Here is a 15,462-nt window from a genome sequence, read left to right as displayed (position 1 = left end):
TGTCCCCCAACGACTTCCTGGCAGCATTCAGCCACGGTCCTTTGTGGACATCCGGGATGACTTCTCAGTAGGTGATCAGTGGCTTGATGATGTTGTCCTTCTTGTTCGCCATGATGTCGAATGCTGTTTCCGCCTCAGCCAAGGGAAAACGGTGGGTGGTCATCGGGGTGGGATCCACCCTTCCGTTGGCCAGCAACCGCATCAGCCGGGTCATCCGCTCGCGGCCGCCGGGGCACAGGTCGGTGGTGATCTTCTTGCCCGCCATGCCAAGACCGAAGGCGTCCAGTGGGATCGACAGTGTGGGCCCGTCCGCACCGTGGTAGCCGATGTTGGAGATCGTGCCGCCTGCCCTGGTGGCCCGGATGCAGCCCTCCCAGGTCGCCTGCGCGCCAAGGGCTTCGATCGCGGAGTCGACCCCACCGCCGGTCAGCGCGCGGATCTCCGCGGCCGGATCGGTGGCCGCCGGGTCCAGCACCAGGTCGGCCCCGAACCGCTTGGCCAGCGCGGCCCGTTCCGGAATCCCCTCCACCGCGATGATCAGCCCGGCGCCCAGCAGCCGTGCGCCCAGGGTGGCCGAGAGGCCCACCGCGCCCTGGGCGAACACCGCGACGGTGCCACCGATCGGGATGTCGGCGTTCTCCGCGCCGACCAGGCCGGTGGAGAGCATGTCGCAGGCGTAGACGGCGACCTCGTCGGCGAGGCCGTCCGGGATCGGCGCGAGGTTGTAGTCCGCGTCGTTGACGTGGAAGTACTCCGCGAGGTTCCCGTCCTTCCGCGCGGTGTAACGGTATGCGCCCAGCGGGCCGCCGCACTGCGAGGTGAATCCGCGCTGGCAGTAGTCGCAGGTGCCGTCCGGGGTGATGGCGTTGACCGCCACCCGCTCCCCGACCGCGACCGAGCTGACGCCCTCGCCGATCGCGTGCACCACCCCCACGCTCTCATGCCCCAGCAGCCGCCCGTCGGGGATCGGCACCGCACCGCGCACGGCGTGCACGTCGGAGGTGCAGATGAGCGAGGCCGTGGTCCGGACGACGGCCTCGCCGGGCCCGGCGGCCGGGATGTCCCGTTCGACCAGACCGACCTCGCCCTGACCGAGCAGGGCGAGGCCACGCATTCGATCAGTCATGCAGGACTCTCCACAAAGGACTTGGACGGGAACATGGGGTCCGTCCACATTCAGCGTAGACACCGACCGCCCGCCGGAACGGGGCCCGCCGAAGCACCGGCCGGAGTTCCAGCCACCCGGCGGGGGTGCCAACCAGCCGGTCGGGGGGTTGTTCCGGACGCATGAGGGATGTGTGACGCCGGTTGGCCCAGCGAGGCTGGTCCACGTGGCACAGGCGGTGAGGCCTGACTCGCCCTGGCGGTGGCCGTGTCACATGTCCTGAAGGAGACTGTTCATGTTCCACCGGACGCAGAGCGCATTTGGGATCAGTGACCCCTCGGTCGAGACCTGGCTCGACTCACCGCACGCCGTGCCGGGCAGGCCGATGACCGGACAGGTCTACCTCCAGGCAGGCGCCTCGGCGGCCGAGGTCAGCCGGATCACGCTGTCGCTGGTCGCCGAGGTGGAGGGCGAGCACGGGCCCGGCAGCACCGCGGAGTTCTTCCGGCTGGTGCTGCACCGGGACATCCAGCTGTCAGCTGGTCAGCTGCTCATCCTCCCGTTCCAGCTGCCGGTGCCGTGGGAAACGCCGATCACCGCGGTCGGCGGCGCGCCGCTGCCGCGCACGGCCGTGGGACTGCGCACCGAACTGGTGGTCGCCGGCGGCGCGGAACGGGACGGCCTCGACTGGGTGCAGGTCAACCCGATGCCCGTGCAGAACACGGTGCTGGAGGCGTTCACCCAGCTCGGGTTCTCCTTCCGCGAGGTCGGCGTGGCAACCGGCCGGGTGCCCGATCTGCCCCAGGAAATGGGTTTCCACCAGTCATTCGCCTTCGCCTCGCCCGCCCCGTTCGCGGACCGGGTCGACGAGGTCGAACTGGTCTTCGTGGCAGGCGAGCACGAGCTGTGCGTGCTGCTGGCCGCCGACCGGCGCGGCGGCCCGTTCCCGGATGAGGGCAGCGCCTTCGGCCACTTCCGGATGTCGCACGCGGACGCGCAGGCCTGTGACTGGACCGCGGTGATCTCCGGGTGGCTGGCGCTGACCGCCGAGCGCGATCGGGTGAACCACGACCACGCCTGAGAACCCACCGACCGGCGCGGCAGGCGCCCGCCTCCCCAAAGCTCGCCTGCCGTGTCCCAGGGTGGTGGGGGCCCCGCCGCCCGGAGCGGTCCCCGCCACCCGCCCCCGGCGAGCCTGGTGGTCGCCACGGCCGGTGCTGGCCACACTGGACCGGCACAGGACCACAAAGGAGCGTGGGCATGATTCGGGTGGTCGTCGTGGATGACGAGGAACTGGTGCGATCGGGCTTCCGCCTCATCCTCCAGGCGGCCGGGGACATCCAGGTGGTCGCGACCTCGACCGGCGCACAGGCCGTGCGCGAGGTGAGCACGCACCGGCCCGACGTGGTGCTGCTGGACATCCGGATGGCCGATGTGGACGGACTCACCGTGCTCCGCCGGCTCCAGGCGCTCAAACCACCGCCGGTGGTGGCCATGCTGACCACCTTCGACTCCGACGAGTACATCGCCACCGCGCTGCGTTCGGGCGCGGCGGGCTTCATCCTCAAGGACACCGCACCCGATCAGCTCGCCCAGATGGTGCGCACCGTCGCCGCGGGCGGCGTGGTGCTCTCCTCCAAGGTCACCCGCACGGTGGTCGAGGGCTATCTGGGCGCGGGCAGTGACGCCGAGGCCGCGGCCACGGTGCTGACCGAGCAGCTCACCGAACGGGAGCACGCGGTGCTGGTGCTGATCGCCGAAGGGTTGTCCAATACCGAGATCGGCGCCCGGATCCACGTCAGCGCCAGCACGGTCAAGGACCACGTGAGCGCGATCCTGACCAAGCTGCGGGTGGGCAGCCGGGTGCAGGCCGCGCTGGTGGCCGAGCGCGCGGGCCTGCTCACCGCCGAGGAACCGCGGTCATGAAGGAGCGGCTGCGCGGGTGGCTCATCGACATCGCGGTGCTGGTGGTCGCCGCGGCGGAGGCGACGCTCAGCTCGATCACCGAGCACACCACGACCGCCACCGTGCTCAGCGTGATCGCCGTGCTGGCACTGCTGCTGCGGAACCGCTGGCCGTTCCTGGTCTACCTGGCCACGCTGCCCGCGGTGGCGGTCGTCGACGTGTACGTCGCGGCGGTGGTGGCGCTCTACTCGGTCTCCGCCCGGTACCGGAACTGGTGGCTGCTCATCGGCTGCGGGCTGGCCCTGACGGTCTGCCTGTTCTTCCCGATTCCCGAACCGGGCGAGGATTTCACCGCCTCGGACCTGGTGCTCGAGATCATCGACTCGGCGATGACCGCGGGCGGGCCGATCCTGCTCGGGCGGTTCCTGCAGACCCGGCGCGAACTGGCGTTGCGGCTGGAGGAGGTCAGGGAGGCCAGGGAGTACGAGCGGCAGGTCGACGCCCAGGTCATCCTGACCAAGGAACGCAACCAGCTGGCCCGCGAGATGCACGACGTGGTCTCGCACCAGGTGAGCCTGATCGCGGTGCAGGCCGGGGTGGTCACGGTGAGCACCGCCGACCCCGCGGTGCGCGAGGCGGTGGAGCACATCCGCACGCTGTCGGTGAACACCCTGGACGAACTCCGGCACATGGTGAACCTGCTGCGTGCCTCCGGCACCCCGGAATCCGAACTCTCCCCCCAGCCCACGCTGACCGATCTGCACCGGCTGATCGACAACAGCGGAATCGAGACCGAACTCCTCGGCGCCGCTCCCGCCGGTATTGAGGCTCCTATGCAGCGGGCCATTTACCGAACCATTCAGGAGGCATTGACCAATGTGCGTAAACACGCCCCCGGCGCGAAGGCCACCGTCGAATTCCGGCGCGATGACAGCGACCTGACCGTCACCGTCACCAACACCGCGCCCACCCGGCCGGCGCTCGCCCTGCCCAGCGCCCGCCACGGGCTCATCGGCCTGCGCGAACGGGCCGCACTGCTGGACGGGCGGTTCCACGCCGGTCCCACCGCCGACGGCGGATACCAGCTCCGGCTGCGACTTCCGCTGAACTGACGATACGGCAGCATTCGGCCAATTCCGAATGCCCGAAACAGAACGAAGTAGCCATGGTACACGTCTGCGCAAAAAACCTCGGACTCAGTGCCGCGGACCGCCAATTATTCCGCCAATTCGGCTGGGGACCCAGTAGTGCCGTGCCACGTGAACCACTGCACGAGGTGATCTCCCGGCAGGCCGCCGCCACCCCCGCCGCGATCGCGGTCGAGCACCGCGGGCAGCGGCTGACCTACGCCGAACTCGACCACCAGGCCGACCGGCTGGCCGCCCGCCTGATCGAGCAGGGGGTGCGGCCGGGTGAGCACGTGGCGCTGGTCGTGCACCGCGGCATCCCGATGGTGGTCGGCATCCTGGCCACCCTCAAGGCGGGCGCGGCCTACGTCCCGCAGGACGCCCGGATCCTCCGGCCCGCCACCCTGCGGCACATCCTCGCCACCACCAGGGCCAGGGTGGTGCTCACCCAGTCCGACGAGCCGGTGACCGTCCCGAGTGGACACACCGCGATCGACATCGACGCGGTGCTGGCCGAACAGACCGAGTTCACCACGCCACAGGTGGACCTCACCCCGGACAACGGCTGCTACGTGCTGTTCACCTCGGGCACCACCGGCACCCCCAACGGCGTCGTGGTCACCCACGCCAACGTGGCCAACCTGCTGCGCACCGAGCCCGGCGACCTCGGCATCCGGCCCGGCACGGTGGTCGGGCAGATCCTCAACATCGCCTTCGACCTGGCCGCCTGGGAGATCCTGGGCTGTCTCGTGCACGGCGGCACCCTGCTCATCCGCGGCGAGGACATCCGGGAGATCGCGCACCGGGTGCACGTGCTGATCGCCACCCCCACCATCCTGGCCACGCTCGACCCAGCCCGGTGCCCCCAGGTGCGCACGGTCGCGGTCGCGGGCGAGCCCTGCCCGCGCCCGCTGGCCGACCGCTGGGCCCGGATCTGCGCCTTCTACAACGGCTGCGGCCCCACCGAGGTCACCATCGTCAACACCATGCGGCGCCACCACCCCGACGCCGAGCGGCTGACCATCGGCACCCCCACCCCGAACAACACCGTCTACGTCCTGGACGAGTCTCACCGCCCCTGTCCGATCGGCGCGGTCGGCGAGATGTGGGCCGGCGGGGACTGCGTGTCAGCGGGCTACCTGGCCAATCCCGGCCTCAACGCCGAGCGCTACGCGGCCGATCCGTTCCTCGGCGAGGGCCGGATGATGTTCCGCACCAGGGATCTGGTCCGGTGGACGCCGGACGGCGAGCTGGAACACCTCGGCCGCACCGACGACCAGGTGAAGATCCGCGGCTTCCGGGTGGAGCTGGACTCGGTGTCCGCGGTGCTGGAGAACCTGCCCGGCTGCACCAGGGCGGCCACCCTCAAACTGGACGACCGCACGCTGGTGGCCTTCGTCCAGCCCGCCACCGTCGACCCGGCCGCCGCGCTGCGCGCCATCGCCGAGGAGCTGCCGTACTACTGCGTCCCGGCCGCGGTGCACCCGCTGGCCGCGTTGCCCGCCACCGACCGGGGCAAGATCGACAAGGCCAGGCTGCTGCGGATCGCGCGCGGCACGGGGGCGGTGGCATGACGGTGCTGGTCAACGACATCGCGCTGCCGGAACCCCTGCCCCCGCTGCGGCGGGTGTGGAAAACCCCGCGGCTGATGCACCACAACCGGCTCGCCGCCGCGGTCATCCTGATCAACCTGGTGCTACTGGGTTTCGCGCTGCCCGGCGGGATCTCCGCCGACTTCGCCGCCAACGCCGCCCTGGCCGACTTCGCGCTGGCCATCCTGATCCGCCGCCAGCGCCTGATCAACCTGCTGTTCCGGCTGGCCACCGCGGCGCCGGTGACCTGGCCGCTGCGGGTGCGCTGGCTGCTGGGCAAGGTCTACCACTTCGGCGGCCTGCACGTCGGCGGCGCGGTGTCGGGCACGTTGTGGTTCCTCGGTTTCACCGTCCTGAGCACTGTTGAGGGCGCACCGGCCGCCGTGCTGGTCCTGGCCTACGCGCTGGTGGCCCTGTTCCTCGCCATGGTGGCGCTGGCGCTGCCGCGGCTGCGGGCGAAGTGGCACAACCACTTCGAGCTGATGCACCGCTTCGGCGGCTGGACCGCGCTGATCCTGCTGTGGGCGCTGACCAGCACCCAATCCATCCACAGTGGACTGTCGCTGGTGGACACACCGCGGTTCTGGGTGCTGCTCGCGCTCACCGCGGCCGTGCTCGCGCCGTGGACCCGGTTGCGCCGGGTGCCGGTGACCATCGAGCGGCCCTCACCGCACGTGGCCATCGCCCGGTTCACCCACGGCCGCAAGCCTTTCGCCGGTTCCTCCACCGCGATCAGCCGGTCCCCGCTGCGGGAGTGGCACTCCTTCGCCAACATCCCCGCCCCCGGCGAACACGGCTTCCGGCTGACCATCTCCCGTGCGGGCGACTGGACCGGCCGGTTCATCGACGACCTGCCCTCGCATGTGTGGGTCAAGGGCATCAGCACCGCGGGTGTGGCCAACATCGAGACCCTGTTCCGCCGGGTCGTCTACGTGGCCACCGGCAGCGGCATCGGCCCCTGCCTGCCGCACCTGCTCGCCCAGGAGGTGCCTGCCCGGCTGGTGTGGGCCACCCGCGACCCGCGGCTGACCTACGGCGACGGCCTGGTGGAGGAGATCCTCGCGGTGCAGCCCGACGCCCAGATCTGGGACACCGGCGAGCACGGCAAGCCCGACATGGTGCGCCTGGCCTATGCCGCCTACCGGGATTTCGACGCCGAGGCGGTCATCTGCATCTCCAACAAGAAGCTCACCTGGCAGGTGGTGCACGGCCTGGAAAGCCGGGGCATCCCCGCCTACGGCGCGATCTGGGACTCCTGATGGCATCATCAGGAAGGCTGAAACCCTGGCGCGCGGTGAGAGGATGTGCGGATGGCCACCACCGACGGCACGCCGTTGACCCTGTACCTGATCAAGCGGCTGGAGCTGGTGAGCCGCTCGCTGCTGGACGACGCGCTGCGGCCGCGCGGACTGACCACATTGCAGTACACCGCGCTCACCGTACTGGAGGCGCGTGGCGCGACCTCCTCGGCACAGCTGGCCCGGCGCTCGTTCCTGCGCCCGCAGACCATGCACGAGATGGTGCTGACCTTGGAAAAGCGCGGCCTGATCCGCCGGGAGGCGCAACTGGGCAACAAGCGCGTGCTGCTGGCCACGCTGACCGAACAGGGCCGGGAACTGCTCGCCGAGTGCAGGCCCGCCGTGCTGGAACTGGAGCGGGCCATGCTCGAACAGTTCAGTCCAGGCCAGCGCGCGGTGTTCCGCGAGGCCCTCGAACTCGGCATCGGCTCACTGGCGCCACTGGCCAGGGAGCGCGAGAACACCGACGCCGGGCGCGACTGAGCAGCGCGCCCGGCACCTCCCAACCGTGACCTGATCCTTCGCCATGCTTGACTGAATATCAGGGAACCTGACATCTTGGGTGACCTGACGAGAGGAGCCGACATGACGCTGCTCGGGGATGGAACCTGGGCCGGCCGGATCTTCACCGGCACCTGGCTGAAGGGTTCGGGGATCGACCACCTGGCGGTCGAACCGGCCACCGGCGCCGCACTGGCCGAGGTCGGTCAGGCCACCGCCGACGACGCGATGGTGGCCGCGCAACGGGCCGCCGTGGTGCAGAGCGCGTGGGCGGCGACCCCGGCGGACCAGCGGGCCGCGGTGCTCTCCCGGGCCGCCGCGCTGTTCGAGGAGCACACCGAGGAGATCACCGAGTGGCTGGTGCGCGAATCGGGTTCGACCCGGTTCAAGAGCGGCCTGGAGGTGACGGCCGCGATCGGCGAGTGCCGGGAGGCCGCCGCGCTGGCCACCGCCCCCTACGGTGAACTGCTGCACTCCTCGATGCCCCGGATCAGTGTGGAGCGCCGGATTCCGGTCGGCGTGGTCTCGGTGATCTCGCCGTTCAACTTCCCGCTCATCCTGTCCATGCGCTCACTCGCCCCGGCCCTGGCGCTGGGCAACGCGGTGCTGCTCAAGCCGGATCCGCGCACCGCGGTCTGCGGCGGCGTGCTCATCGCCCGGATCTTCGAGGAGGCCGGACTGCCGGAGGGGCTGCTGCAGATGCTGCCCGGCGGCCCCGAGGTGGGCAGCGCGCTGATCGACGCGCCCCAGGTGCGGGTGGTCTCGTTCACCGGTTCCACCGCGGCCGGGCGCGCGATCGGCGCGCAGGCGGCGAAAACGCTGACCCGCACACACCTCGAACTCGGCGGCAACAGCGCCCTGGTCGTACTCGGCGACGTCGATGTCGAGGCGGCCGCCTCCTGCGGCGCGTTCGGCAACTTCGTCCACTCCGGACAGGCATGCATGGCCATCGGCAGGCACCTGGTGCACGAGTCGATCTACCCGGACTACGTCGCCCTGCTGGCCAAGAAGGCCGACGCGCTCACCGTCGGCGACGCCTTCCGGGCGGACGTCGCACTCGGCCCGATCATCGACCAGAAGCAGCTGAACCGGGTCAGGGACCTGGTCGATCGCAGCATCGCCGACGGCGCCCGGCTGGTCGCGGGCGGCACGCACGACGGGTTGTTCTTCCGCCCCACCGTGCTGGCCGACTGCACCGCCACCACCCCGGCCTACCGCGAGGAGGTCTTCGGTCCGGTGGCCTGCGTGCGTCCATTCTCCACAGTGGACGAAGCGGTGCTGCTGGCCGCCGACAGCGAGTACGGGCTGGCACTCGGTGTGCTGGGCAACGACCTGGCCACCGCGATGGCCATCGCCGACCGGGTGCCCGCCGGCCTGGTGCACGTGAACGACCAGACCTTCAACGACGATCCGAACGCCCCCTTCGGCGGGGTCCGCGCCTCCGGGACCTCCCGGGTCGGCGGCGCCCGCGCCAACCTGGAGGCGTTCACCGACACCCAGTGGCTGACCGTGCGCGCCACCGCGCCGAAATACCCGTTCTGACAGGAGTTCCCGATGTCGCAGGCACAGGCCGCTGTGGTCGAGGAAGCGGGCGGCGCGTTCACCATCAGCGAGGTCGAACTCGACGCGCCGCGCCCGGACGAGGTCCTGGTGCGGATGGTCGCCGCCGGGCTCTGCCACACCGATCTCAGCGTGCGCTCCGGCGGCCTGCCCTTCCCGTTGCCCGGGGTGCTCGGACACGAGGGCGCCGGGGTGGTCGAGCAGGTCGGCTCGGCGGTCACCAGGGTGGTGCCCGGTGATCACGTGCTGCTCACCTTCACCTCCTGCGGCCGCTGTGCCGCCTGCCGCGACGGCCACCCGGCCTACTGCGCGACCTGGTTGCCCGCCAACCTGATCGGCGGCCGCCGCGCGGACGGCAGTCACACCCTGAGCCGCGCCGGACACGGCATCGGCGGCCGCTTCTTCGGCCAGTCCAGCTTCGCCACCCGCGCACTGGTGGACGAACGCAGCCTGGTCAAGGTGGCCCCGGACCTGCCCCTGGAGGTGCTCGCCCCGCTGGGCTGCGGCATCCAGACCGGGGTCGGCGCGGTGCTCAACACGCTGCGCCCGGCCTACGGGCAGTCCCTGGCCGTCTTCGGTTCCGGGGCCGTCGGACTGGCCGCGATCATCGCGGGCACCTGGGCGAACGCGGGCCAGATCATCGCCGTCGACCTGCTCCCGCAACGGTTGCGGCTCGCGGCCGAACTGGGCGCCACGCACACGATCAACGCCGCGGAACAGGACGTGCCCGCGATGCTGCGGGAGATCACCGGCGGACGCGGGGTGGACAACGCGGTGGAGTCCACCGGCAACACCGGCGTGCTGCGCACCGCGGTGGACGCGCTGGCCGCCCGCGGTGGCTGCGCGGTGGTCGGCGCGCCGCCCTTCGGCGCCGAGGTGGCCATCGACGTGAACGACCTGATCGCGGGCAAGCGGATTCTCGGGGTGACCGAAGGGGATTCGGAGCCGGAGACGCTGATCCCGTTCCTGGTCGCGCAGTACCAGGCGGGCAGGCTGCCGCTGGAGGAGCTGATCACCGGATTCGACTTCGCCGACATCAACGCCGCGGCCGAGTCAGTCCACTCCGGAGCGTCCATCAAACCGGTGCTGCTGTTCTGATCCCGTTCAGGAGTACAGCTTCCGCACCTCGGGCTTGAGGATCTTGCCGGAGCCCGAGGTCGGCAGCGCACTCACCAGCCGCACCGACTTGGGCACCTTGTACCCGGCCAGCCTGGTCCGCAGGAAGGCCAGCAACTCCGCCTCCCGCACCTCGACACCGTTCTCCGGCAACACGATCGCCCGGCCGACCTCGCCCCACTTCTCGTCAGGGACCCCGATCACCGCGCAGGCCTGCACCCCGGGGAAGGCGTGGATCACGTCCTCCACCTCGGCCGGGTAGATGTTCTCCCCACCCGAGATGATCATGTCCTTGAGCCGGTCGACGATGTAGACGTAACCGTCCTCGTCCACCGTGGCCACGTCGCCGGAGTGGAACCAGCCTCCGCGCAACGCGGTCGCGGTCTCCTCGGGGCGACGCCAGTAGCCGGGCATCACGTTGGGACCGCTGACAATCACCTCGCCGCGGATGCCCGGCGGCACCGGGTGGCCGCTGGGATCGACGACGCGCACGTCGGTGAAGAACGAGGGCACCCCGGCGGAGCCGATCTTGTCCTGGGCCAGCGCCGGGTCGAGCAGCAGCACGCCGGGTGCGGTCTCGGTCATCCCATAGCCCTGCGCGAAGCCGATCCCACGGTCCAGGTAGCGCTGGATGATCGCGGTGGGCACCGGGGCCCCACCGCACAACAGGGTGCGCAGGCTGGACAGGTCCACCTCGGGCCAGCGCGGGTGCGCCGCCATCGCGGCGAACATGGTGGGTACGCCGAACATCAGCGTGATCCGCTCCCGCTCGATCGCGTCCAGGGCCGCGCCGGGGTCGAAGGCGGAATGCAGCACCACCGTGCCGCCCTTGAGCAGTGTGGGCAGGCAGATCATGCCCAGCGCGGCGGTGTGGAACAGCGGGGCGGCGATCAGCGCCCGCTCGGCACCGGCGAGATCGGACTCCACCAGCACGTTGACGCTGTTCCAGGTCAGATTCCCGTGCGTGAGCATGGCGCCCTTGGGCCGGCCGGTGCTGCCCGAGGTGTACATGATCAGGCAGATGTCGTCGAGGCTGACCGGGACGTCCAGTGGCTCCCCGGCCTTGGCCCGCACCAGTTCCTCGTACTGCTCGGCCACCGCGATCCGCCGCAGGCCGGGGTGTTCGGCCAGGGCGGCGACCGTGTCGGCGTGCGCCGGGGTGTGCACGAGCACCGCGGCGCCGGAGTCGGTCAGCGCGTGGTCGATCTCCGGGGCCTTGAGCCGGAAGTTGAGCGGCACGAACACCGCGCCGAGCAGCCCGCAGGCGAAGAGCAGCTCCAGGTAGGCCGGATGGTTCGGGCCGAGGTAGGCGACCCGGTCACCGAAGCGCACGCCCGCGGCGGACAGGCCGTGCGCCAGTCCGGTCGCCCGCCGGGACAGCTCCGCGTAGCTCAGCTCCCGGCCCTCGTGCCGGAGGGCCACCGCCCGCGGGGTCATCCTGGCCCGACGCGCGGGCCAGGAGCCCAAACCCTGATTTCGCAACGGTTTCTCCTCAGGACCACCCGGCAGGCTACTCCTTGCCGGGGTCGAAGGTGCTCAGGCCGGGCCGGTAGGTCTTGTCGTCGAGGAACTGGGTGAGCCCCTTGGCCCTGGCCCCGGCGCGGTCGACGAACTGGGACTGGTCGAGCTTGGCGTAGAGGTAGTCCTCGGCCTGCTCCCAGGGCATCTCCTTGGCCAGCCGGTAGCCGAGCTTGGCCGCGTGCAGCACCACCTGGTTCATCGAGGCCAGTTTCAGCGCCACCTCCCGGGTGCGCTCGCGCAACCGGTCCCCCGGCAGTGCCTCGTTGACCAGTCGCATCTCAGCAGCCCTGCGACCGTCGAAGGACTCGCCGGTCATGATGTGGAAGAGCGCGTCCCGCTGCGGCACGGTCGCGGCCAGCGCCCGGCTGACCACCCCGCCCGGCGGGATGCCCCAGTTGACCTCGGAGAGCCCGAACCGCGCCTGCTCGTCGGCGAAGGCGAGGTCGCAGGCCACCAGGGGGGTGAACGCGCCGCCGAAGCACCAGCCGTTGACCATCGCGATGGTCGGCTTGCTCCAGTGCGCCAACCGCTTCCACTGCCACTCCGCACTGGCCCGGCGCACCTTGAGCTGCACGGCCACACTGCCGGTGGCATCCACCTCGCGGAAGTACTCCTTGAGGTCCATACCGGCGGAGAACGCCTCCCCCGCCCCGGTGAGCACCAGCACCCGGCAACGATCGTCGGCCTCCAGGTGGTCCAGCACCCGCACCATCTCGTCATTGAGCGTCGGATTCATCGCATTGCGCTTCTTCGGCCGATCCAGCACCACCCAGGCAATGCCCTGATCAAAGGTCACCTGCACGGTGTTCCCCCACGGCTCAGGCACGGCAGGCGGGGACTCAGCGGGGATCGCAGCACTCATCGACTCTCTCCTATATCTCAGGAACCCTGATATAGGTCTAGCAAGCCACCTCCACCCCCGTCAAGCAAAACCCCCCACCGTGTTGGCCCTTCTCGTACGGTGTGTTGGCCGAACTGGACGGTGTGTTGGCCGTTATGGACGGTGTGTTGGCCGAAGGGTGTACCAGTTCGGCCAACACTGTGTACGACAACGGCCAACACGCCGGTGGGGTGCGGACCGGACTGTCAGGCGTGCCAGACCGTGCCGCGCCGCTCGTACTCCATGACCTCCTCGGCCGCGAGCGCGACCCTGGCCCCCGCATAGCGCTCGACCAGCCACAACGCCACATCCAGCCCCGAGGTCACCCCACCACCGGTGACCAGATCACCGTCGTCGACCACCCGCGCGTCGACCACGGTGGTACCCAGCGCGGCCAGGTCGGCCTTGGCCTTGCCATGGGTGGTCGCCGTGCGGCCACGGGTGAGCCCGGCCGCGGCGAGCACCATGACCCCGGTGCAAATCCCCACCAACGGCACCCGCACCCTGGCCAGCCTGCCGAGGAACTCCTTGTCCCGCATCAACTTCCGGACCCCGGGCCGGGGCTCACCAGACGGCGGCAGATTGTAACCACCACCCGGGACCACCAGCACATCGGCCGACTCCGGCGCCCAGCCCCCAGGCACCTCAACCCTGGTCCGGTACGTGCAGGTGACCACCCCGGGCGAGCCGGTGCTGACCATCACCGGCGGCGCGATCGCCCCTGGACTGAGTTTCGCCGCCAGGCCAAGCACTTCCACCGGCGCGACGAAGTCCTGCTCCTCCACCCCGTCGAACATCAGCACCTGGAACCGCACCGGTCGCACCGCCGGGGACACACCCGCCGCAGCAGTACCGGCCGAAGCGGCAAGGCCAGCCGAAGCACTCAGAAAAGTTCGTCGTCGCACCGGAACTCCTGACTCTGGGGACCGCGGCGGCGGGAAACCCTTGCCAGCTCAGCCTTCGGTGACCGCGCCGGACCGCAGCCCGGCGTCTCCCGGCACCGGTTCGGCCGCGTCGTTCCCGAGCGCGAGCACCGCGTTGGCGGCGTCCACGTGCACCACCCGCGAGCGATACCCGGCCCGCTCGGCGTCCTCAACCTCCACATAGGACAGAATGATCACCAGATCCCCCGGCCGCACCAGGTGCGCGGCCCCACCGTTCATCCCGATGACCCCGCTCCCCCGCTCACCGGTGATGGCGTAGGTGATCAGCCTGGCCCCATTGGTGACATCCACGACGTGCACCTGCTCGCCCTCGACAATCCCCGCCGCCACCATCAGGTCCTCGTCGATGGTGACCGACCCGACGTAGTGCAGGTCGGCCTGGGTGACCGTGGCACGGTGGATCTTCCCGCCCAGCATGGTCCGTCGCATCTGCCCTCTCCAAGACTGTTCATTCGGTGGCCGGCCGGTCCGGATCAAGAGTTAGCAGAGCGGACGCGCCGGGAAGCGCCTGAGCACACCCCGGGTGGCCAGGACGGGGTTCTGAGGCAACACCAGGGGTACGAACAGGCAGCCGGGTCCGCATAGTGGGCAGGTCGAGTTCGTCGACGACGGTCTCCGGCGCCGCCCCGGCGATCGCGGTCAGCACCCCGAGAAATCCGGTGCGCAGATCGCCTGTGGCGCGTGGGGAATAGCGATCGGGGTTGGCATTGACGTGCACCTGGAGCGAACCGTCGACCGCGTTGTCGTAGACCAGGACCGAGTAGTCCTCCACCGCGCCGTTGGACAGGTTGTGCACGGTGGCGGTGGCCGCGCCGAAGCCGGCTGTCGGGGTGAAGGCCATGATGTTGAGGTGCGGGGCGTCGAAGCGGCGGCCGGGCAGTGCCCGCTGGAGTTCGTCCCACCGGAATCGCTGGTGCCGCACCAGGATGCGGCCGTTCGCGGCGGTCTCCCGCAACAACTCCACGAGGGTGCCGCCGGGCACGGTGCGCACCGTCAACGGCAACTCGTTGGCCATCATGGTCACCGTGTCGCGCCCGACCGCTCCCGTGCGCGCGGCGAGCGGAACGCTGATCACCGCCGCCCGCTCGCCGGTGATCCGGCCAAGGTGCACGCCCATGGCGGCCATCAGCAACGCAGGCAGACCGGCCCGGCACTGCCTGGCCAGCGACCGCAGCCGGGCGGCCCGTGCCACCGGAACCACACCGGTGACCCGCCGGAAGGTGGCCGCCGCTGGCGTCGGCGGTCCGGCCGGTGACACCGGCTCCGGCGTGGCGCGCCCCATGGCCAGATGGTGCGCGCGGTCCAGCGCGTACCGGGGTGAGGCGCGATAGGCCGCCTCCTCGGCGAGCATCCGGGTCAGCGATCCCTGCTCGCCCGGTTGCCAGTCCGCACCGGTCAGGGCGGCCCGGTAGGACTCGGCGACCAACCGGACGACCACGGCTCCGGCGAAGCCGTCCACGACGATGTGGTGCGCCCGCAGGTACAGCCAGGTGCGCTGCTCCGCCAGGCGCAGCAGCGCGAAGGAGCACACCGGCCCGGTCAGCAGGTCGTAGGGCCGCGCGAGTGCCGCCGCCAGCCAGCGGTGCGCCGCGGCCTCGGGTTCGGCGGCCGTCCGCAGGTCGACCACCGGCATCGGCCCCACCAGCGAAGGGTCCACCACCTGCAGCACCCGCCCGCCGTCCATGGTGAAGCGCACCATCAGGGAGTCCGTCGCCCGCAGCACGCGATCGACGGCGGCACGCAGGAGTTCGACGTCCACCGGGCCGGTGATGTCCACGTACTGCGCGACGCAGAACCCGGGGTTGTCCGGTTGGCGCTGCTGGCAGAACCACTCCCCCGCCTGCGCGGCGGACAGTGGGAAGGATGCGGGCGGCGGCGTGCTCACCGTGCGCAGCATGCCCCGCGGCACACCC

The 15,462-nt window shown here is 70.6% G+C and carries 14 protein-coding genes; 8 read left to right on the top strand and 6 right to left on the bottom strand.

The features are described from left to right. Positions 1–64 precede the first annotated feature (64 nt). Complete coding sequence (locus HNR67_RS23560) at positions 65–1,126, bottom strand: zinc-binding dehydrogenase (protein WP_185004370.1); 1,062 nt, start codon at positions 1,124–1,126, stop codon at positions 65–67. A gap of 274 nt (positions 1,127–1,400) precedes the next feature. On the opposite strand from HNR67_RS23560, the gene HNR67_RS23555 reads away from it, so the two are divergent. From HNR67_RS23555 to HNR67_RS23520, 8 genes are all read left to right on the top strand, one after another. Then, positions 1,401–2,186 (top strand): sporulation protein, encoded by a 786-nt coding sequence (locus HNR67_RS23555; protein WP_185004369.1) that lies wholly within the window; start codon positions 1,401–1,403, stop codon positions 2,184–2,186. Between the two features lie 179 nt (positions 2,187–2,365). After that, positions 2,366–3,031 carry a response regulator gene (locus tag HNR67_RS23550; protein ID WP_185004368.1) on the top strand — a complete coding sequence of 222 codons (666 nt, stop codon included), beginning with the start codon at positions 2,366–2,368 and terminating at the stop codon, positions 3,029–3,031. Next, complete coding sequence (locus HNR67_RS23545; RefSeq protein ID WP_185004367.1) at positions 3,028–4,122, top strand: sensor histidine kinase; 1,095 nt, start codon at positions 3,028–3,030, stop codon at positions 4,120–4,122. The genes HNR67_RS23550 and HNR67_RS23545 overlap by 4 nt, the downstream gene beginning before the upstream one ends. Before the next feature lie 140 nt (positions 4,123–4,262). Further along, positions 4,263–5,711 carry an amino acid adenylation domain-containing protein gene (locus tag HNR67_RS23540; protein ID WP_312987892.1) on the top strand — a complete coding sequence of 483 codons (1,449 nt, stop codon included), beginning with the start codon at positions 4,263–4,265 and terminating at the stop codon, positions 5,709–5,711. Next, positions 5,708–6,988, top strand: coding sequence for a ferredoxin reductase domain-containing protein (locus HNR67_RS23535; protein ID WP_185004365.1), 1,281 nt, complete (start codon positions 5,708–5,710; stop codon positions 6,986–6,988). The genes HNR67_RS23540 and HNR67_RS23535 overlap by 4 nt, the downstream gene beginning before the upstream one ends. Positions 6,989–7,039: 51 nt before the next feature. Continuing rightward, positions 7,040–7,510, top strand: a complete 471-nt coding sequence (locus tag HNR67_RS23530; protein WP_185004364.1) for a MarR family winged helix-turn-helix transcriptional regulator — start codon at positions 7,040–7,042, stop codon at positions 7,508–7,510. 102 nt (positions 7,511–7,612) lie between these two features. Continuing rightward, complete coding sequence (locus tag HNR67_RS23525; protein ID WP_185004363.1) at positions 7,613–9,070, top strand: benzaldehyde dehydrogenase; 1,458 nt, start codon at positions 7,613–7,615, stop codon at positions 9,068–9,070. 12 nt (positions 9,071–9,082) lie between these two features. Beyond that, a complete protein-coding gene (locus HNR67_RS23520) occupies positions 9,083–10,186 on the top strand; it encodes an NAD(P)-dependent alcohol dehydrogenase (protein ID WP_185004362.1) in 1,104 nt (367 codons plus the stop codon). A 6-nt stretch (positions 10,187–10,192) separates the two neighbouring features. Here the strand turns inward: HNR67_RS23520 and HNR67_RS23515 are convergent, their stop codons facing one another. The 5 genes from HNR67_RS23515 to HNR67_RS23495 all read right to left on the bottom strand — a co-directional run bounded on the left by HNR67_RS23515 (position 10,193) and on the right by HNR67_RS23495 (position 15,434). Continuing rightward, positions 10,193–11,686, bottom strand: a complete 1,494-nt coding sequence (locus tag HNR67_RS23515; protein WP_185004361.1) for an acyl-CoA synthetase — start codon at positions 11,684–11,686, stop codon at positions 10,193–10,195. Between the two features lie 28 nt (positions 11,687–11,714). After that, a complete protein-coding gene (locus HNR67_RS23510) occupies positions 11,715–12,587 on the bottom strand; it encodes a p-hydroxycinnamoyl CoA hydratase/lyase (protein ID WP_185004360.1) in 873 nt (290 codons plus the stop codon). Between the two features lie 224 nt (positions 12,588–12,811). Next, positions 12,812–13,420 carry a DJ-1/PfpI family protein gene (locus HNR67_RS23505; RefSeq protein ID WP_312987891.1) on the bottom strand — a complete coding sequence of 203 codons (609 nt, stop codon included), beginning with the start codon at positions 13,418–13,420 and terminating at the stop codon, positions 12,812–12,814. Positions 13,421–13,558: 138 nt separating this feature from the next. Next, on the bottom strand, positions 13,559–13,978 hold the full coding sequence (gene panD, locus HNR67_RS23500; protein ID WP_185004359.1) for an aspartate 1-decarboxylase: 420 nt from the start codon (positions 13,976–13,978) through the stop codon (positions 13,559–13,561). 19 nt (positions 13,979–13,997) lie between these two features. Then, positions 13,998–15,434: a condensation domain-containing protein gene (locus tag HNR67_RS23495; RefSeq protein WP_185004358.1), complete on the bottom strand. Its 1,437-nt coding sequence runs from the start codon at positions 15,432–15,434 to the stop codon at positions 13,998–14,000. Positions 15,435–15,462 lie beyond the last annotated feature (28 nt).

It is taken from the genome of Crossiella cryophila, from assembly GCF_014204915.1.
Classification (GTDB): domain Bacteria; phylum Actinomycetota; class Actinomycetes; order Mycobacteriales; family Pseudonocardiaceae; genus Crossiella; species Crossiella cryophila.
Note: the sequence above shows the minus strand (reverse complement) of the source record. Positions and strands in the feature narration are given on the sequence as shown.